At 51.5% G+C, this 18,574-nt stretch carries 17 protein-coding genes; 7 read left to right on the top strand and 10 right to left on the bottom strand.

Going from position 1 to position 18,574, the window contains the following annotated elements; translation table 11 throughout:
- Positions 1-116: 116 nt before the first annotated feature.
- Positions 117-2,243, top strand: coding sequence for a reprolysin-like metallopeptidase (locus tag ABD843_RS01265; RefSeq protein ID WP_345077305.1), 2,127 nt, complete (start codon positions 117-119; stop codon positions 2,241-2,243).
- On the opposite strand, the gene ABD843_RS01270 is transcribed toward ABD843_RS01265, so the two are convergent.
- On the bottom strand, positions 2,230-3,156 hold the full coding sequence (locus ABD843_RS01270; protein ID WP_345077307.1) for a TIGR01777 family oxidoreductase: 927 nt from the start codon (positions 3,154-3,156) through the stop codon (positions 2,230-2,232). The genes ABD843_RS01265 and ABD843_RS01270 overlap by 14 nt on opposite strands.
- Before the next feature lie 125 nt (positions 3,157-3,281).
- Here ABD843_RS01270 and ABD843_RS01275 point away from each other — a divergent pair, with 125 nt between their 5' ends.
- Positions 3,282-3,470, top strand: a complete 189-nt coding sequence (locus ABD843_RS01275; RefSeq protein WP_345077310.1) for a hypothetical protein — start codon at positions 3,282-3,284, stop codon at positions 3,468-3,470.
- Between the two features lie 1,030 nt (positions 3,471-4,500).
- On the opposite strand, the gene ABD843_RS01280 is transcribed toward ABD843_RS01275, so the two are convergent.
- The 4 genes from ABD843_RS01280 to ABD843_RS01295 all read right to left on the bottom strand — a co-directional run bounded on the left by ABD843_RS01280 (position 4,501) and on the right by ABD843_RS01295 (position 7,474).
- Positions 4,501-4,851, bottom strand: coding sequence for an MGMT family protein (locus tag ABD843_RS01280; protein ID WP_345077313.1), 351 nt, complete (start codon positions 4,849-4,851; stop codon positions 4,501-4,503).
- The gene (locus tag ABD843_RS01285; protein ID WP_345077316.1) at positions 4,823-5,023 is read right to left on the bottom strand and encodes a C1orf53 family protein; all 201 of its coding nucleotides are present in this window, start codon (positions 5,021-5,023) and stop codon (positions 4,823-4,825) included. Before ABD843_RS01285 ends, ABD843_RS01280 begins: the two co-directional genes overlap by 29 nt.
- A 10-nt stretch (positions 5,024-5,033) precedes the next feature.
- Positions 5,034-5,792 carry a tRNA (guanosine(46)-N7)-methyltransferase TrmB gene (trmB, locus tag ABD843_RS01290; protein ID WP_345077319.1) on the bottom strand — a complete coding sequence of 253 codons (759 nt, stop codon included), beginning with the start codon at positions 5,790-5,792 and terminating at the stop codon, positions 5,034-5,036.
- 311 nt (positions 5,793-6,103) lie between these two features.
- Complete coding sequence (locus tag ABD843_RS01295; protein WP_345077322.1) at positions 6,104-7,474, bottom strand: methyltransferase RsmF C-terminal domain-like protein; 1,371 nt, start codon at positions 7,472-7,474, stop codon at positions 6,104-6,106.
- A 166-nt stretch (positions 7,475-7,640) separates the two neighbouring features.
- On the opposite strand from ABD843_RS01295, the gene ABD843_RS01300 reads away from it, so the two are divergent.
- From ABD843_RS01300 to ABD843_RS01310, 3 genes are all read left to right on the top strand, one after another.
- Positions 7,641-8,219, top strand: a complete 579-nt coding sequence (locus tag ABD843_RS01300; protein ID WP_345077326.1) for a thioredoxin family protein — start codon at positions 7,641-7,643, stop codon at positions 8,217-8,219.
- A 170-nt stretch (positions 8,220-8,389) separates the two neighbouring features.
- Positions 8,390-9,286 (top strand): DUF4349 domain-containing protein, encoded by an 897-nt coding sequence (locus ABD843_RS01305; RefSeq protein WP_345077329.1) that lies wholly within the window; start codon positions 8,390-8,392, stop codon positions 9,284-9,286.
- A 35-nt stretch (positions 9,287-9,321) separates the two neighbouring features.
- Positions 9,322-10,008 (top strand): polysaccharide deacetylase family protein, encoded by a 687-nt coding sequence (locus tag ABD843_RS01310; protein WP_345077332.1) that lies wholly within the window; start codon positions 9,322-9,324, stop codon positions 10,006-10,008.
- 52 nt (positions 10,009-10,060) lie between these two features.
- On the opposite strand, the gene ABD843_RS01315 is transcribed toward ABD843_RS01310, so the two are convergent.
- On the bottom strand, positions 10,061-10,555 hold the full coding sequence (locus tag ABD843_RS01315; RefSeq protein WP_345077336.1) for a TlpA family protein disulfide reductase: 495 nt from the start codon (positions 10,553-10,555) through the stop codon (positions 10,061-10,063).
- Between the two features lie 97 nt (positions 10,556-10,652).
- On the opposite strand from ABD843_RS01315, the gene ABD843_RS01320 reads away from it, so the two are divergent.
- Together ABD843_RS01320 and ABD843_RS01325 are read left to right on the top strand one after the other, a co-directional pair.
- Positions 10,653-12,293: a DUF6029 family protein gene (locus ABD843_RS01320; RefSeq protein ID WP_345077339.1), complete on the top strand. Its 1,641-nt coding sequence runs from the start codon at positions 10,653-10,655 to the stop codon at positions 12,291-12,293.
- 42 nt (positions 12,294-12,335) lie between these two features.
- On the top strand, positions 12,336-14,780 hold the full coding sequence (locus tag ABD843_RS01325) for a DUF5916 domain-containing protein (RefSeq protein ID WP_345077342.1): 2,445 nt from the start codon (positions 12,336-12,338) through the stop codon (positions 14,778-14,780).
- A 6-nt stretch (positions 14,781-14,786) separates the two neighbouring features.
- On the opposite strand, the gene ABD843_RS01330 is transcribed toward ABD843_RS01325, so the two are convergent.
- From ABD843_RS01330 to ABD843_RS01345, 4 genes are all read right to left on the bottom strand, one after another.
- Positions 14,787-15,458, bottom strand: coding sequence for a porin family protein (locus tag ABD843_RS01330; protein WP_345077345.1), 672 nt, complete (start codon positions 15,456-15,458; stop codon positions 14,787-14,789).
- Positions 15,459-15,563: 105 nt separating this feature from the next.
- The gene (locus tag ABD843_RS01335; RefSeq protein WP_345077348.1) at positions 15,564-16,286 is read right to left on the bottom strand and encodes a hypothetical protein; all 723 of its coding nucleotides are present in this window, start codon (positions 16,284-16,286) and stop codon (positions 15,564-15,566) included.
- A 132-nt stretch (positions 16,287-16,418) separates the two neighbouring features.
- Entirely contained in the window at positions 16,419-17,585 is a 1,167-nt protein-coding gene (locus ABD843_RS01340) for an AIR synthase related protein (RefSeq protein ID WP_345077351.1), read from the bottom strand.
- An 81-nt stretch (positions 17,586-17,666) separates the two neighbouring features.
- Complete coding sequence (locus ABD843_RS01345) at positions 17,667-18,281, bottom strand: YdeI/OmpD-associated family protein (RefSeq protein WP_345077354.1); 615 nt, start codon at positions 18,279-18,281, stop codon at positions 17,667-17,669.
- Positions 18,282-18,574: the final 293 nt, after the last annotated feature.

Genomic DNA, 18,574 nt, shown 5'->3' on the forward strand with positions numbered 1-18,574 from the left:
GAATGAAACGATATTCTGTACCGACTCTATTGCTGTGTCTATGCACGGCGTTACCGGCACTGGCCGGAGATATATGGCAACGGGTACAACAGCGAGCTGTTCAGGCCGACAGGCCGTTGCCTTTCAAAGCGTACCTGGCCTACCGGGCCGATGAGGCCGCTCTGCGGCAGCTGCTGTCAGGTACGGCAGCAAAGGGGGCGGACAGGGTACTGGACCTGCCAATGCCCGATGGTACTTTCCGCACTTTCAGGGTGTGGCGCAGCGATGTGCTGCCACCTGCGCTGGCCGCACGCTATCCGCGCATCGGCACCTATTCGGCAGTGGCTACCGATGATGCCGGGGTGACCGCCAAACTGGATATGACCGCATACGGTTTTCATGCTATGGTGAGCGACGGCGGTAACACCTCCTTCATCGATCCTGCCGATAACGAACACAGCGGCTATTACATAGTACATTACAAACGCGATGCCGAAACGCCGGAGGGCGGTTTCAGGTGCCACGTCACAGGCAATACCATAGAGCAGGCCGCACCTTTGGGCCAAAAGGGTGAGCGACAGCAAAGAACGCTGGCAGGCAGCGTGCTGCGCAGATACCGCCTGGCATTGTCTTGCAGCCATTTCTATGCCGAGGCCGTGACAGGTATGGTAGCGCCATCTAAGGAGAACGTACTGAGCAAAATGACCACCTCGGTGAACCGTATAAACGGCATATACGAACAGGAAGTGGCCATTACATTCACTTTTGTAGACAATGAGGATACACTCATATTCCCCATAGCCCTTGGCGACCCATTTGCGGCCGCTGATGCTGCTAAAGACCCTAATGGACTTATAGACAAGAACCAGCAGGTGTGCGATACGCTGATAGGTGATGCGAATTACGACATAGGGCATGTTTTCAGCGTGGGTGGCGAAGGTCTGGCCCAGGTAGGTGTGGTGTGCTTGCAAAGCGTGAAGGCCCTTGGAGTAACAGGTAAACCTAACCCATATGGCGATGCCTTCGATGTGGACTATGTGGCCCATGAGATAGGCCATGAGTTCGGTGCCGATCATACGTTCAACAATGGTGTATCCGGCAGTTGCCAGGGCAATGGTGTATATCCCCGCTCATTCGAGCCGGGTAGCGGATCTACTATAATGGCCTATGCAGGCATATGTGGGCCCGATAATCTGCAGCCCCACAGCGATCCCTACTTTCACGGTGCCAGCGTGCAGCAGATAATGTTCTATGCTACCGGCCTGGGCAACGGCTGTGCTACTAAGATACCCACGGGGTACAAGGCTCCGGGTATAGCACCCTTTACCGCTACCTATACCATACCCACGCGCACTCCCTTCGAACTGATGGCGCCCTATGCTGTAGACTCCACCGGCGATTCTACGCTTACCTATTGCTGGGAGCAAATGGACATTGGCGGTACCGATTTCGGCAAAAAATTCGCTGATGTGAAACTGGGACCTTTGTTCCGTTCATATACCCCGGTAAAGACACCGCTGAGGGTATTCCCCAATATGGATATGGTGCGCGCGGGTACGCTCAGCAATGCCGGCGTGAACAACGCATCGGGCGAAAAAGTACCTGAGGTGGCGCGTTCGCTCATGTTCAGGCTATCGCTGCGTGGCAGGCACAGCATGGCCGGCAGTTTTCATATGCCCGATGATAGTGTAAAGCTTTATGCCATAAATGTTGGTACCAGGGGCTTTACCGTTACCAGCCAGAACACTACAGGTATCACCTATGAGGGCTACAGTCAGCAAACGGTGGCCTGGGACCTGGTAAGTACTAATATAGCTCCCATCAGCGCCACAAGAGTAGATATATTCCTGTCGCTGGATGGTGGTATGACGTGGCCCTATTTCCTTGGCAATTTTCCCAACGATGGGTCTGCCACGGTGAACATGCCCAATCCCGATACGACCTGCAACCATGTGCGTATAAAGGTGAAGGGAGGGAACAATGTGTTCTTTAACATCAATAGCAAGGACTTTTCCATCACGCACAACTATGAGTCGGCTATACGCATATACCCTGTGCCCGCGCACAACAACCTGCATGTAGAGGCCAAAGGCGCCGGTGTGCTGGAGTCTGTGGTGATAAACAGCATAGGCCAGGTAGTATGGAGGGGAAATATAGAAGAACAGGCCGATCTGCCATCATACATGTGGGGCAGGGGAGTGTATATACTGAAAATGATAGATAGCTCCAGCAGGCACATCACCCGCAAATTCACGGTGAACTGATGGGTGCCAGCAGGTGGTGAAGGGCCGCTCTTATGCCGGGATAATTGAAGGTGAAACCTGTAGCTGTTGTGCGCTCTGCGCTTACAGTGGCGCTCTTCAGCACTTCCACTGCCATTTCTCCCAGTACAGCATGCAATACGAATGCAGGTACATGTGGTTTTAGGTAGAAGCCTCCTTTTTCTTTTGCGATAGCGGTCATCAGCTCTTTGGCGGGTATGGGCGCAGGCGCTACTGCATTGTAAGGGCCGCTCATGCCGGGTTGTTCCAGCGCATATATTATAAGCCGGGCAAGGTCGGTCATGTGTATCCAGCTTATTATTTGCTTGCCACTTCCCGGTATGGGTAATAGCCTGAACGGTGCGGTACGCAGGAATTGCGGCAATGCCCCCCCTTCCCTTGCCAGCACTATACCTGTGCGCAGCGTTACCAGCCGCATGATGGGGGCTATCTTTTGCTGTTCGGCCTCCCATTTCATACAGGTATCGCCCAGGAAGTCTGTAGCAGGGGGCATGTCTTCGGTAAATGGCTTTGCGGTTAGCCTATCCGGTCCGTATATACCTATGGCCGATGCCCCGATGAATGTTTGGCAGTGAGCGCTGTACTGGCGAAGCATGGCCACAAGGAACCGGGTGCCATGTACGCGGCTGTCCACTATCTTTTGCTTTTGGGCCGGGGTCCATCTGTGTGCGGCAATAGGCTCTCCGGCCAGGTGTATCACTGCATCCAGTGCCGATAGTGTGGCGGTATCACATTTGCCCGCCTCGGCATCGAAGAGGGCATAACGTATATTGTTCCCGGGCTTTTTGCCCCGGGGATGGCGCGTGAGGAGTACCACGCTATGGCCTTTCTCGGTGAGCAGCCGCGCAACGTGAGTACCCACCAGGCCGGTGCCACCTGTGATGCCTATCGTCATGTTCAGAGGGGTGATCCGTCAAACTTAGTTATTCGGTGGTACATATCTATATCCTTTAACATTAATTTTCAATTCCAGCACAATGATCTTCCGAAGTGTGCGTTTCTTTTATAAACCACCCGTAAATGGAAAGAACTATACACAAAAAACTTACTGCCATACCGTCTCTCTCTACCGCAGCCATCCACTGTACAGATAATGCCTTTGCCACCATAAGGCTGGAGAAAAAGATACTGGAGCGCCTTTCTGCAGACCTTCTGCAACCCCGTCCGCAGGCCATTGCCGCCATACTGGAGCTTGCTAAAAAGATATAGTCATCTGCAGGTCTCATTTTATCCTGCCTGTATACCTATACCCATGGGAAGGCCATATCATTCCGTGCCCAAGAGCATGTTAACAGCTATGGGTAACATGAAAGTGTTCGGGGCAGAGCTCCGTCACGAAATGGGTTTCTCTCCTGATATCTGATGATACCATTTGATATGCCTGCCTGAACATGCGGCTGTGTTGGTAATATAGGTCGTGTTCATGGGTTATATACTCTTCTCCATCCTCCTCTTATTCCTTTCGTTTTTGGGCTGTATGCCCCAAAAGTATGTTGCGTTGTGGAAATATATCCACATGTTCGTTGCTCATTATCATGGACCGGTATTTTCTGCAGGAAATATGTGGGACATGTTGCATGTGCATTCGCATGTATCTCAATGGCTATTTTTTAGCGTGTAAAAACATTGTTAAGGCAATGGTTTTTTGCACGGTTGTTGCACTAGAGAAAGCAGAACACCACACGAAAACCACACACACACCAAATGAACCCGCTACTACAACACGGTACAGTTCCTGAACAGGCGCCCCAACGAGTACCCTACCAGACGAACAAGAGACCACCAGATATAAATGCGCATTAGCAGGATCTGTGCCGTATGTAGTATGGACACTATGAGAACTGACCACCTAAAGCCCTTACTGACCCTTTCACTACTTGAGAACCGACCCATCGCTCTTTGAGAACTGACCCGATCACTCACCCGAAACCTATCACACTTCTATCACTTTTGAGAACTGACCTATCACTCACCCGAAACCTATCACACCCTATATCACTTTTGAGAACTGACCCTTATCACACACTTATCACTACTTACCTATCACACCCTGAGAACTGACCCTTTATCACTCACACCTATCATTACTTGCCTATCACTATCGAGAACTGACCCATCACCCATGAGACCCATCGCTCCGGTATCGCCGGAGCGATGGCGCCGGGCCCCACAAAAAAGACATTGCCTATCACTATGAGACAAAGAGAAGGGCGGCCCCGTAAGGCCGCCCTTCTCTTTTTTACATCTCCAGTTCCTTTATAGGGTCCCAGAATACTTTGTCGAAGTTCTGCACCATATCGTCCTTTACTTTTACTCCTTCCTTTTCCAGCAACTGCTGCATTTTTTCGGGCGGGGAGAAATGGTGCTTGCCTGTGAGCAGGCCATTGCGGTTCACCACACGGTGGGCCGGCACCTTTGGCTTTATGTCGGTACAATTGTTCATGGCATAGCCTACCAGGCGTGCGCCCGATGCGGCGCCTATAGCTGCGGCCACCGCACCATAGCTGGTGACCCTGCCTTTGGGAACGGCGCGCACCACATCGTAAATGGCGTCGTATATGCTATCCTTGTCCTTTTGTTCTTTGGGCATTGTCGGCACGTTTTTTCAGTAGTTGCGACCTTTTAGGCTCGGGTACACGCTCATATTCATAGGGGCAGTTGAGACAGCCATTGCCGCAGCAATAGCCCCGCTCTGCAAGGTAATGGGCGGTGAATACCAGCAACCCTTCCCCGGTTATATAATAGTCTCTTCCTTCCTGCATATGCTGTTGTCTATGCGGGTTCCAGCGCTTCTTCGGTATTTCCTTCTTTTATCTCTTCCTGCTCCATGGCAAGTATGGGCATTGCTTCGGGCAATGGTTCCTTATTGAACCGGCCGGTGAGCTTTACGCCTGTTGCCGGCAGCGAGAAAGAAAGAAAATATATTGTCCTTCCTTCGGCAAGATGCATTTTTTCGTAGAACGTCTGTATGGCCAGTGGCCCGATGGCCTTGCCTTGACCATAGACATCGGCTATGTTCTCATGTACATAACAGCCCTGTTCGGCTATCACTTCCAGGGTGAAATCGTAGAGCTCCTTCGAGTCGGTTTTTAGGTTGATGCGTCCATCCGGCCTCAGTATCTGCTCGTACAGGTACAGGTAGCGTGCATGCGTAAGGCGGTTCGACTCTTTTTTCAGGAAAGGATCGGGGAAGATGATCCATATCTCCTCTATATCATTAGCGTTGAAATACTTAGTGATGTGGCTGATGTGGGTGCGCAGGAAAGCGATATTGTTCAGCCCTTCCTCCAGGGCCGTTTTGGCGCCGGTATATATGCGGTTGCCCTTTATGTCCACCCCCAGGAAGTTCCTGTCGGGGTATTGCCTGCCCAGGCCCACACTATATTCGCCCTTGCCGCAGGCAAGCTCCAGCGTTATGGGGTTATCGTTCCCGAAAACGGTATGCCAGCTTCCCTTTATGTTCTCGGGGTATTGCAGTACATTCCTATAGGTCTCTATGGCCCTGAATTTGACCAGTTTTTTGTGTCCCATGCGGGTGGGAATTAGAAGTTATGAATTAGGAGTTATAAATTATGAATTAGGGTTTGGGGTCTGAATTCTGGTATTTGAGAGTTTGGAATTTGGTATTTGATCTTTGGAATTCGTCTCTTGGGTAGGTATAAATAAAAAAACTGGTAAGTTACTCACATCGCACCGCTACAACCAAACGCCCTTGCTACATTCCTGTCCTGGGGGATCCAATGGGAGCTGGCCGTATAAGACTTACCAGTGGCGCAAAGGTAATAACATTTTCTTCATTTTGGCCGCCTTGGCCGAATATTATTCAGCCTCATATAGAGGGGTCATATCTCGTCTATGTTCATGCGTATGCGCCAGTGCTTCGGCAGGTAGTTGTTCATGCGGTTGCCCAGTGCTTTTACCCAGCCCAGGCCCAGGCCATTGTACCTTACTATATACCAGCCTTTGGGTACATCGGCCATGCCCATCTCTTCGCGCTTCAGAAAGTGCAGGGCCTGTTCCTTGCTCACATCTATATGAGGTATGTCTTTTGTAGTGTCCACACTCAGTGCTATATCATGTGCAGGCAGCCATTCTTTTGCCGATGGCATGCCTGCCTCTATACCCGTTCTGCGCAGGAAGACCGCTTTTTGCAATAGCTGCAGGTCGGTATGGTGTTGCGGGCGAATGGCATTGTAGCTGCCGTCCTTACCGGGTAGCAGCAGTACATCACTGTTGCCGAAGTAGTGACCTGCCATTTGTTGTATCTTCTTATCGGGCGTGTGCTTTTTGTCGGCTGTCTTCAGGCTGCCCGCATCATCGTTCTTTGTCATGGCCGCTATAAAGAACCCCTCACCCCTTACCCTGTGCGGGAAGAAGCGATAGCCGGTCTGTTTCTGCAGTGGAGATACCACTTCTTCTATGCCCCAGCTTGCATCGATAGGTATGGGCAGGGTACCGGCATGGAGTTCTGTGGCCAGGTGGTCCAGTATGTCCTCATCTTCTTGCGGGGAGTAGGAGCAGGTGGCATATACAAGTGTGCCGCCTGTTTTGAGCGCGGGCCATACATCGGCCAGTATACGCTGCTGACGCGCGGCGCAGAGCTGCACATTGGCCTCGCTCCATTCATTGAGCGCAGCGGCATCTTTGCGCCATAGGCCAGAGCCGCTGCAGGGGGCATCTACCACTATTATATCGAAATAGCCGGTGAGCCTGCCCAGGTCGCGCGGGTCGTTGCTGGTGACCCATGTGTTCATATATCCCCACCGCAGCATGTTCTCTTCCAGTATAGATGCGCGTGTGCGTATGACCTCGTTCGATACCAGGAGACCATCGGCATCGAGCAGCGAGGCTATAAGGGTGCTTTTGCCACCCGGGGCCGCGCAGAGGTCCAGTACACGCAACCCCTTTCGCTGACCTATGATGCCCCGCAGCACATGATGCAGGAATATGGACGAAGCCTCCTGTACATAATATGCCCCGGCATGATAGGCCGGGTCGAGCGTGAATATGGGGCGTTCGGGAAGGTAGCGGCCGCCATCGCACCAGGGTATGGCGGGCAGGTCTGTGTAGATACCGCCTCCCTTCACCGGGTGCAGCCTTACCGATACGGGTGCAGGCTGCGCATGTGCTGCAACAAAGGCCTGCTCGTCGAAACCGGGTAACGGCCTCAGGTCTTGCAGAAGCGATGCGGGAATGTGGAGGGTGGATGACATGAGCGCCTCAAAAATAGGTAGTTTCTCTGCTAAGTAGAAGATGGCATGATATGGTGGGATATGTTAAAATGTGATGGGTGGTAAAAATACCTGGGCGGGCGACAATAATGGTAAGGTATTACTGCCTACATTTGTTAGGATACCGGATATAAACTGCGGTACTTTTATGAAAAGACTATTCTCTACTTTTTTCGTGCTTTTGTTGGCAATGGGTGCAATGGCGCAACATGGCGATGGTCTGGAGTGGCATACCGACCTGATGAAAGCGCATGAGCTGTCGAAGACCTCGCATAAACCCATATTCGGTTTCTTTACCGGCAGCGACTGGTGCGGCTGGTGCCATAAGCTGGAGCGCGACGTGTTCGCAAAGCCTGCCTTCGTGAAGTGGGCCAAGGAGAACGTGATACTGCTGGAGCTGGATTTTCCCCGCAGGAAACAGCTGTCGCAGGAACTGCAGCAGCAGAACAATGGTCTGCAGCAGGCCTTCCAGGTGCAGGGCTATCCTACCATATGGTATTTCTCTATGACACAGGATGCCGCCAGCGGCAAAATGAACATCAATGCCTATGGCACACAGGGATACCCTGCGGGCTCTGAGGCCGGCAAAGAAGAAGTGACCTTCCTGAACGCGGGCAACGATATAATAGCCAAGGCAAAGGCCGATATGGGCAAGGGCGCTACCGAGGCCAAGCCTGCTCCCAAGGTGGCAGACAAGCCCAAGGCTAAGGCCGGCAGCAAGAAATAACTCTTCAGACGAAAGATATATAACAAGGGGTCGCATCACTGATGCGGCTCCTTTGTTTTTAATGGTGGTGCCGGCGCGCATGCTCATTTATGTATTGTTTAACAGGTATTGCCGATCACCTTTTGCGGGATGAGGGGATAGATATCTTGAACCAAAAACACTGAAATACTATGCCATCCTCCAAATTGCTGTGGTTGTTGCCACTGGTAGTGCTCTGCTCTTGCGGCAACGAGCAGATAGGGTCCGAATTACGGGCAAATAGCACCCCCGCTACAGAGACGATAGCCGATACCTCGATAGGTTCGGAAGCCGAAGCCTTTCCGCCCGATGAACGCAAGCTGGTACGCACGGCCGATATAGAATGCCGTGTACCCGATGTGCTGGCCGCGGTAACGCGACTGGAAAAATGTGTAAGGGCCATAGGTGGCAGTGTAGAGGAGAGCCGCATCAGCAACAATGCAGAGCCGGTAAAGATGGTGGCGTATAAAAAGGACTCGCTGAAGGAGGTAAGAGTATGCAATACTACCGCCGAGCTGCGGCTGCGCGTGCCTTCGGCCATGCTCGATTCGGTAATGGGTGTGATACCGGCAGGCGCCCTGTATGTAGAGGACCGCAGGCTGACACAGACCGATGTAACGGGAAAGTACATGGAGAACGAACTGCTGAACCGGCCGGGCGACCTGCACAGCACCACCAAGGCATTGCAACTGGCGCAGGATGTGACAGACGCCATAAATGTGCAGCGCTATGCCGATGAGCGTAAAGAACAGATAGTAAGGCGGCATATAGAGAACCAGAACCTGCTGCGCAATGTAGAGTATTCTACGATAGTGGTACGCTACTCGCAGCCGAGTGTGGTATATGCCCAGGCAGTGGCCGATGCGCAGTATGCAGCAGCCGTGCCCTATTCTGCACAACTGGATACAGCGCTGCGCAATGGTACAGCATTGTTCAGGTTCCTGCTGCTGGCACTGGTGACCATATGGCCCATACTGCTCATAGCAGCTATAGCCATGGGCATAGTGGTGTATACGCGTCGGCACAGGCGGATACCTGTGCGCCAGTGATGCGATAGAGGTATATGTCTATCTTTATGAAGAGTATGACAAGGAAGCAGAAATATGTGATACTAACTGTACTGATACTTGCAGCGACCGGCCCGGCACTTTACTTGCTGAGCCGGTCGCGTACGTTCCAGTGCTTTGGGAAGATAGTATACAGGCTGGATACCGATAAGAAAGTAGTGGCCCTCACATTTGATGACGGCCCCACCGAGCGTACCGATACCATACTGCGTATACTGGACCGGTATCATATAAAGGCCACTTTTTTCCTTACCGGAAAAGAGATGCTGGGTCATCCGCAGGGGGTAAGGGTCATACTGGCAGCCGGGCATGGCATAGGCAACCACAGCTACAGCCATCGCAGGCTGATGCTGATGAGCCCCGGCGAGATAAGAAAGGAGGTTGATGTGACAGACAGCCTGATACTGGCTACAGGATATAAGGGGCGTATATACTTCAGGCCGCCGTACTGCAAAAAGCTCTTCTACCTGCCTTATTATCTTTCCCGCACTAACCGCATCACTGCTACATGGGATGTAGAACCCGAGACAGGCAATATGCACGATGCCGATGCCATACTACAGCATGTGAAAGATAATGTACGGCCCGGCAGCATAATACTGCTGCATGCCATGTACTGGGAACGCAACGCCACCCTGCAGGCACTGCCGCATATTATAGAATGGCTGCAGACCAATGGATACGAATTTGTAGTGATGAACTAAGAAGCGCTACCGGGTGGATAGCGCTTCTATTAGGAAATGGCGGATATGTTCATTATTTGGCTGCTACTAGTTCTTTCACCTTTGCGAATACTTCGTTCTCACCACCTTCCTCATAGCCTATATGGCGCCAGGCAACCTTGCCATCCTTACCTATGATAAGGGTATAGGGTACCGACTGGAAGTTGAGCGAACGCTTGAGGTCGGAATTCACGTCTATATAATAAGGGAACGTCCAGCCCTGGGCTATGGCATAGGTACGCATGATACCCTCTGCACGCGCCTCGTCTATAGATACGGTCATATAGTTGAAATCGGCCTCTTTTTTCCAATCCGCCAGTTTCAGCGATATATTCTTTATCTCTTTCTTGCACGGCACGCACCATGTGGCCCAGAAGCTGATAACGGTGACCTTGCCCTGCTCTATGGTCTGGTTGAAAGGCAGTTTCTTGCCCGTGTTCGCATCCTTTATCTGGGTATTAGGAAGGTCCTGCGCATTTGCTGTTACCGAGGCAATTACGAGCATTGCCAGTGAGAGCAGTTTTTTCATACAAATGGATTTGTTTTTAACAATAATAAACCAAAACTTTGCCGATCTCTGAACTTCGGGGCTAATTTCGGAAAAACTTAACAATTAAGAGAAAGAAATGAAAAGAATAGCGTTATACTTTTTGATATTCCTTATCTCAGGCCGCGGTCTTGCACAAGGTACGTTCTCAGGCGACTTTATGACCAACCTGAATTTCTTTATGAAGGACACCGCCATACGCGCGTCCGATAACCCTCTTTACGACAATGCGCTGAGTGGCAGCGATGCATGGCTGACGCTAAGGTATGCTACCAATGGTTTTACATTCTTTGTGCGTGCCGATGGATTTGCGAACTCGAACCTGAAGGATCCCATAGCCCCCAATACGGACTTTGGCATAGGCGCCTGGAGCGTGACCAAAGACCTTGGCGACCTGACGATAATAGGCGGTTCCATATACGACCAGATAGGTACAGGTATACTTTTCCGCTCTTACGAGGACAGGGGGCTGCTGATAGATAACGCCCTTACGGGTTTCGAGCTGAAGTACAAGTTCAGCAACAGCATATCGGCCAAGGGTTTTGTGGGACAGCTGAAGAACAATAACAGCCCCAACAACCTGATAAACAATGTTCGCTACATGCCGGTGATAAAGGCCATCAACTTTGAGGCCGACCACGACCTGGGCAAGGTGCATATATCGCCCGGTATAGGTGTGATGAACCGTACCCTCGATGCCACATCTATGAACTCGATAGTAGAGGCCATCAATAATATGGACACCTCTATGAGGTTCATCCCGAAGTACAATATGTATGCCTTCACCGTGTACAATAACCTTATTTACAAGAATCTATCCTGGTACATAGAAGGTGCGTACAAGACACATGAGGCGATAAGGCTTACGAATACCCCTAATAACGACCTGGGGCTGAGCGATGGCAATATCATATTCACATCGCTGAACTATGGCCGCAAAGGGTATGCCATAAGCCTTACCGGGAAGCGTACAGACCACTTCGTGATGCGCACATCGCCCAACGAAGTGCTGCTGCAGGGTATGCTGAACTGGCAGCCTGTAGTGGCCGTGATGAGGCCGTTGCGCCTGATGTCGCGCTACCAGCCACCATCGCAGGATATAGCAGAAATGGCCGGTACTGCTAATCTGACGCTTTCGCCCAGCGATGTTACTACCATCAACCTTACCTACTCGCACATAAACACACTGGATGGTGAGAAGCTGTACAGGGAAGCATATGCCGAGGCCATATATCAGGGCATGGACAAATGGGTGCTGGAAGGCGGTGTACAATACATAGATTATAATGTGGCCCTGTACCAGAACCGCGGTACAGCAGTATCGAGGCCTATACTGACGGCTATCACGCCCTTTGCCGAGATAACCTACAAGATAAACGACAACAAGTCTATAAGGCTGGAAGCGCAGTATATGCACGCAGAGCTGGACTACGGATCGTGGCTGTTCGGTCTGCTGGAATATAACGTGGCACCCAGGTGGTCTATAGCCGTTACCGACATGTTCAACTGCGCACCCAATACTACGGGTGTGAACACCCCGCCCGGCTATATAGCCAAGACACAGAACTACTACAACATCTTTGTAGCGCATACGCGCGGTGCCAACCGCTTCACGCTGGCATATGTGAAACAGGTGGACGGTATCAACTGTACGGGTGGCGTATGCCGTTACGAGCCTGCGTTCAGCGGGGTGAAGGCCACGGTCACTTCCAGCTTCTAAATGCTCACAATTCTTTCTACATAGTGTAAACAGGCTGGCAACGTGCGGTCTAATACCATATATCTCTCCCTATTGCTGCCGCTGCTGTTATGGCATTGCGGCAGCCTGCGTGCACAGAGCCCCATTCGTGCGCTCTATGCTACACAGCGCAGTGGGGCTATAGCTATAGATGGCCGCCTGGCAGAAGATATATGGGGCGCTGCACCCCGTGCTACCTCCTTCATACAGACGGCACCACGGCCGGGAGAGCCCTCTACACAGCGTACAACTGTGAGCCTGCTGTACGACGATGAGGCCGTATACATAGGCGCCATGATGTATGAGCGCAACCCCGATAGCATAGTAAAGCAGCTATCACCAAGAGACGAGTTCGAGGACAATAATACCGATGCATTCATTGTGACCTTCGATACCTACTTCGACAGGCAGAACGCTACCCAGTTCGCGGTGACGGCAGCAGGTGTGCAGGCAGATGGTATAGTGAAATTCGATGCCGTGGACCGGTCTTGGAACGCCGCATGGTTCTCGCGCGTGGCGCATACCGATAGCGGGTGGAGCGTGGAGATGAAGATACCATATTCGGCCCTGCGCTTTCCGAAGAAGCAGGTGCAGCAGTGGGGTGTCAATTTTCAGCGCATCATAAGGCGGTACAGGGAACGCTCTTACTGGAACCCGGTAAGCCCCATGATACAGAATGTGATAGGGCAGTCTGGCAGGGTAGACAGCATACACGATATAAAGGCGCCGCTGCGCCTGGCCCTGCTGCCATACCTATCGGCATACGGGGTAGATAATGCAGGCGCCTTCGGCAAAAGTGTGAATGGTGGGCTGGATATAAAATACGGCCTTAGCGAGAGCTTTACGCTGGATATGACCCTGGTACCCGATTTCGGGCAGACGAGGTTCGATGACAAGGTGCTGAACCTATCGGCCATAGAGGTGCGCTATGATGAGCGACGTTACTTCTTTACCGAGGGTGTGGACCTTTTCAATAAGAATGACCTGTTCTATTCGCGCCGTGTGGGTGGAACGCCTATCAACGGCTGGCAGCTAAGGACCGGGCTACCAGCCCATGAGATAGTGACCAATGAGCCCGCAAGTTCGCGGCTGTACAATGCCTTCAAGGTATCGGGTCGTACACAGGGGAAAACAGGTGTGGGCGTGTTCAATGCGGTATCGGCGCCCACATATGCCACCGTGGTCGATACTGCGACAGGGGCCGAAAGGAAAGCAGAGGTCTCGCCGCTCACCAATTACAATGTGATAGTGGTAGACCAGGCCATGCGCAATAATTCCTACATCAGCTTCATGAATACCAATGTGACAAGGGCCGGTGAGACCTATGATGCCGATGTGAGCGCCCTGCTGTTCAAATTTGCAGATAAGGCCAACCGCTATGGGGTCACAGGCTCTATGGATGTGAGCCAGCGGTATTACCCTGCCACAGCTACCGATGTAGGCTACCGTGCCTTGCTGAACGTGGGCAAGCAGAGCGGCAACTATACCTGGACGCTCATGTCCAAAGCGATAAGCGACCACTTTAACCCCAACGACCTTGGCTACCTGGACAGGAACAATATTGTGTCATTGCTGTACTACAACGTATACAATACCTATGTTCCCTTCGGCAAGATCAATACCACATACAACAAGATAGGCATGGAATATTACCGTGCCTTTGAGCCCAATGAATTTTCGAGGGCTGCCGTGCATGGCAATCATGTGATCACCTTTACCAGCTTCCATACCATAGGTTCGTACTGGGATGCACAGCCCGGCGTGGCCTACGACTACCTGGAACCCCGCACCATAGGGCGTTACTACCAGTTGCCTGCCAATGGCATGTGGGGCGGTTTCATATCATCGGACTACAGGAGGCGCTTTGCACTGGATCTTGAGAGCAGCAAGAGATGGTATGGCCCCAGTGACCGAAAGGTGTTCTCGTGGTCGGTATCGCCCAGGTACAGGTTCTCCGACAAGCTATCGGCCATATACAGTTTCTCTGCAGAGCAGCGGGCCAATGATGTGGGTTTCGTGGCACACCTGCACGATTCTATATTCCTGGGCACACGCAGGTTGCAAACGGCCATCAATTCGCTTACCACATCCTACATCTTTACCCGTACCATGTCGCTGAAGCTGGATGCGCGACATTACTGGTCGCAGGCAGAATATGCGAAGTATGAGTTCCTGGCCGAAAATGGCCTGCTATACAATGCGCCCAACAACATAAGCCAGAATATCAACTTCAATTCGTTCAACCTCTTCATGAACTTCGTATGGCAGTTCAAGCCGGGCAGTGAGATGAGCCTTGTGTACCAGAACAGTGTCTACTCATCGGGCAGTACGCTGGCCGCCGATTATCTGTCGGGCATGCGGTATGTGACACAGGCGCCGCAAAGCAACAGCCTCTCGGTAAAGGTCATCTATTACCTCGACTACCAGACCATGGAAAAGATGGTGCGGAAACGCGAAGTGCGCGGCTGATGCGGTCTATTTCGTTCTGTCAGTTCCTTTGTCTGTGGATGCCTTGCCGGTCTGTTCGGATACCCTTGGTTTGGCGCGTATGAGGTAGCCTACGCTGATGCTGGCCTGTAGCGGAAGAAAAATGACCTGGATATTTTCTGTCATCACATCTCCAAAGCCTGCCTGCATATCTGTGCGCACGAATACGCCGCTTCCCCCGGCAAAGCCTATACCCATCGTTCCTCCAAAGTATGTGCCCTTGACAAGGTCATTGGGTTTGGATGCTTCTATCTCCCCCAGCATTGCGCTTGTATTGATACCCAGGAAGGGCCCCGCATTGAAAACAAAGCTGCTCTTGCCCGGCCCCGCCGTTCTGATGGCCAGGCTTAGGGGCAGCTCGATACTTCTTATGTCCAGTTTGTTGTTGTCATAGCTGAATGGCACTGCCGAGAAGCCATTGCGGGAATATAAAAGTGCAGGTTGCAGATGCAGTGTTCGCGATACAGGTATCTCTGCCAGCAGACCGGCTTTCAGACCCCGTATTGCCCTTGTGTGTTCGCGTGTGTATCCATATTGCTGCCTGTATATGCCATTAGCTACAGACAAGCCTGCTACGGGCGCTATGGCGAATTGAGCATGGGCAGAGGTAGCAAAGAACGAACTACCTGTCACAAGCAGAAGAAAGAGGGAACATTTCATGGGTATTCATTATTGGTGTGACATAAAATTAATGAATAATATTCTGAAAATAAGAGAGGCTGCCCTTTTGGACAGCCTCTGAAAAGTGATGCTCGTATATCGTTATCAGAACGTATAACCGATCTTGAAAGAACCCTGTGTGAGGAACTTCATGCCTTCGTTATAGTTGTAACGGGTATTCATATCGAGGTAGGTGAAGCCGAAGCCCATTTCTGCACCTATGTACAGGTGCGGAGTAGCGTTCACGTTCAGAGAGTTGTTCAGCATCATACCCAGTATGAAGCGGTTGGAAGTATAGTAGGAAGGGGGATAGTATATGCTGGTACCGCTGTAGGTGTAGTAGTAAGGATCGGCATAGCCATAGTTGCTCCTGCGGCCATAACCTACCACGGCATTGGGGCCAAGGGCATATTTCACCTTACCCATACCTGTAGGGTAGAACTTTACACCCGGCATGGCATAGAACATGTAGTCGGTACCACGGTTATAGTTGCCATAGTAGTTGTAGTAGTTATTGTTGTTGTTGTTCCTTACGTTGAAAGACGCTATGACAGGCATATATGCCGATATGATGCCTTCATGATCGAGCGCACGCTCATAGCTGAGGCCTACACCTACACCGTTCTCAGTATACTGGAATGGAGACAGTGCAAGGGTGGTGAGGTGGTTCCAATGGCCATGATGGGGGCCATCGTCATGGCCGCCGGGTTTGGGGCTGCCGTCAAGACCTATTCTCTCGTTGAGGATGCCATCGTCATCAGAATTATCCTGTGCATATGCGGCATTGAAGAGGAGCATTGAGAAAGCGGCGACAAGTAGTTTTTTCATTTTTTGTTTTTTAGTGTTTATCGTAAGGCTGTGAATTTTCACCGTGAAGATAGTGTTTATCTGCACAATATCTTTTAAATGTACTTATTATTTTTTATTCAATGATATTATTTCCATAATGCATGTAAAAGGTCATGAATAAGTAAAGGAACCATAGGGGCTTTCTATCACTACTTCCTTGCGTTCGGCGCTTTCCACATACCCTGATATCTGCGCATCTATGCCGAAGCCGCGGGCTATCTCTATTATACCCTGTGCGGTATCCTTGTCGGTGAACAGCTCCAGGCGCTGGCCCATGTTGAACACCTGGTACATTTCGCGCCAGCCGGTGCCGGCCGCTTCCTGTATCATGGTAAATAACGGAGGAACCGGCAATAAATTGTTCTTCACCACACGAAGCGGTGCAGGCAGGTAATGGAGGCATTTGCTTTGCCCGCCACCACTGCAGTGTATGATGCCATGTATGTTATGAAAATGCTGCTGCAGTATGCGCAGTACCACGGGCGCATAGGTGCGGGTGGGGGAGAGTATCATCTTACCCACATTGAGCGGGGTAGGCGTGGGGTCGGTAAGGGAGAACCGGCCGTTATACATCACATCGGCAGGTAAGTTGGGGTCTACGCTTTCGGGGTATTTGCGGGCATATTCCTTGTTCAGCATCTCGTGGCGGGCGCTGGTGAGGCCATTGCTGCCCATACCGCTGTTGTACTCGCTTTCGTAGGTGGCCTGGCCGTAGCTGGCCAGAGATACCACCACATCGCCGGGGCGCATGTTCTCGGTAGTTACCAGCTTGTCGCGGCGCATGCGGCAGGCCATGGTGCCATCTACTATCACGGTGCGTACCACATCGCCCACATCGGCGGTCTCGCCACCCAGGAAGTGTATGTCTATGCCGTACTCCCTCATCTGGTCGAAGTATTCCTGCGTGCCATTGATGAGGGCCGATATGACCTCGCCGGGTATAAGGTGCTTATTGCGGCCTATGGTAGATGAGTAAGTGAACGGCCCCGTGGCGCCTACGCACAGCAGGTCGTCTATGTTCATCACTATGCTGTCTATGGCTATGCCCTTCCATACGCTCATGTCGCCGGTCTCTTTCCAGTACATGTATGCCAGTATGGATTTGGTGCCTGCACCATCGGCATGCATCAGGTTGCAGTAGGCTGGGTCGTTACCCCAATGATCGGGGTATATCTTGCAAAAGGCATTGGGGTAAAGGCCCTTATCGAGCTTTGCCACTGCCTTGTGTACATCTTCTTTCTGTGCGGATACCCCGCGCTGGCTGTAACGGTCGTTCAATGTATGTGTTGTTTGACAGGGCAAAAATAAACAATGGTACCGTATCGGCGGACATAACTTAGCGGTCGGGTCGGGGAGAGCCTACTTATACTTCCAGTGCCTGGTCTTGCCCTCGGCTATCCATTCTATGGCCTGGGCCATGCGTTTGGTGCGGGTGGCATCGGTCTTGGCCTCGTTTATCCACTCTATGTATTCCTTCTTGTTGCTGTAGGCGAATTCGCTGAACACTTTTTCTGCGGCCTTGTTCTTTTTCAGCATGGCAGCGAGGTCATCGGGCGTGGTGAGGGCTTCTTTCTGCTCTTTTGTAGGCTTTTTAACAGGTGCTTTTACTCCTTCCTCGTTCAGTTTCATAGCGGCTTTTATATACCTCTTCAGCACAGTGTCCTTTGGCAGGTCTTTGAGGCTGGCGATGCGGCCCAGTTGGCCCATGGCTGCCCGCTCGGCTATTTCCAGTATGCCATCGGGGTCGGGCATGAGGGCTGCCTTCCAGAACCCGAAAGAGCAATGCTGCTTGAAGGCGGCCATACTGCACATGGTGCCGCCCCGGTAGTCGAAATTTGGGAAGCTCCATTTCCAGGTCTCTTCTACTTCGGGGCAGGTGGTATGTATCAGCTCGCGCAGGTGCACCAGTATAGGTTTTGCAAGATCTGCGGCCTTTTCGATATATGCGTCCACACGCGGGTCATGTTTTGCCATAGTTCAAATTTAATACTTGTTCGGGTATATATAGTACGAATATTTTACTGCATTACTAACTATTGGTAAATAATTAAGGCATTCAGAATGAGGACGGAATGGGAATATGGGCGAATTTTCGCTACCTGTAAATTCACTTCGTCGGCCAGAAACAACAGTTCGTCGGCCCAGAACGACATTTCGTCGGTCGGAGGCCTTTGGGGGAAAGATGCCTATGTACCTTGCATACAGTTAACAACGCATTAGCGAAACAACATTAGAAGATCATAAAACAACTGGCTTAACAACAGGTA

It is taken from the genome of Nemorincola caseinilytica (assembly GCF_039540515.1).
GTDB classification, from domain to species: Bacteria; Bacteroidota; Bacteroidia; order Chitinophagales; family Chitinophagaceae; genus Nemorincola; species Nemorincola caseinilytica.

Coding starts and splice junctions, on each gene's coding strand:
- ABD843_RS01310 (WP_345077332.1), top strand. CDS start 9,322: ATGACAAGGAAGCAGAAATATGTGATACTAACTGTACTGATACTTGCA.
- ABD843_RS01285 (WP_345077316.1), bottom strand. CDS start 5,023: ATGCAGGAAGGAAGAGACTATTATATAACCGGGGAAGGGTTGCTGGTA.
- ABD843_RS01305 (WP_345077329.1), top strand. CDS start 8,390: ATGCCATCCTCCAAATTGCTGTGGTTGTTGCCACTGGTAGTGCTCTGC.
- ABD843_RS01280 (WP_345077313.1), bottom strand. CDS start 4,851: ATGCCCAAAGAACAAAAGGACAAGGATAGCATATACGACGCCATTTAC.
- ABD843_RS01275 (WP_345077310.1), top strand. CDS start 3,282: ATGGAAAGAACTATACACAAAAAACTTACTGCCATACCGTCTCTCTCT.
- ABD843_RS01300 (WP_345077326.1), top strand. CDS start 7,641: ATGAAAAGACTATTCTCTACTTTTTTCGTGCTTTTGTTGGCAATGGGT.
- ABD843_RS01320 (WP_345077339.1), top strand. CDS start 10,653: ATGAAAAGAATAGCGTTATACTTTTTGATATTCCTTATCTCAGGCCGC.
- ABD843_RS01330 (WP_345077345.1), bottom strand. CDS start 15,458: ATGAAATGTTCCCTCTTTCTTCTGCTTGTGACAGGTAGTTCGTTCTTT.
- ABD843_RS01270 (WP_345077307.1), bottom strand. CDS start 3,156: ATGACGATAGGCATCACAGGTGGCACCGGCCTGGTGGGTACTCACGTT.
- ABD843_RS01295 (WP_345077322.1), bottom strand. CDS start 7,474: ATGTCATCCACCCTCCACATTCCCGCATCGCTTCTGCAAGACCTGAGG.
- trmB (WP_345077319.1), bottom strand. CDS start 5,792: ATGGGACACAAAAAACTGGTCAAATTCAGGGCCATAGAGACCTATAGG.
- ABD843_RS01315 (WP_345077336.1), bottom strand. CDS start 10,555: ATGAAAAAACTGCTCTCACTGGCAATGCTCGTAATTGCCTCGGTAACA.
- ABD843_RS01335 (WP_345077348.1), bottom strand. CDS start 16,286: ATGAAAAAACTACTTGTCGCCGCTTTCTCAATGCTCCTCTTCAATGCC.
- ABD843_RS01345 (WP_345077354.1), bottom strand. CDS start 18,281: ATGGCAAAACATGACCCGCGTGTGGACGCATATATCGAAAAGGCCGCA.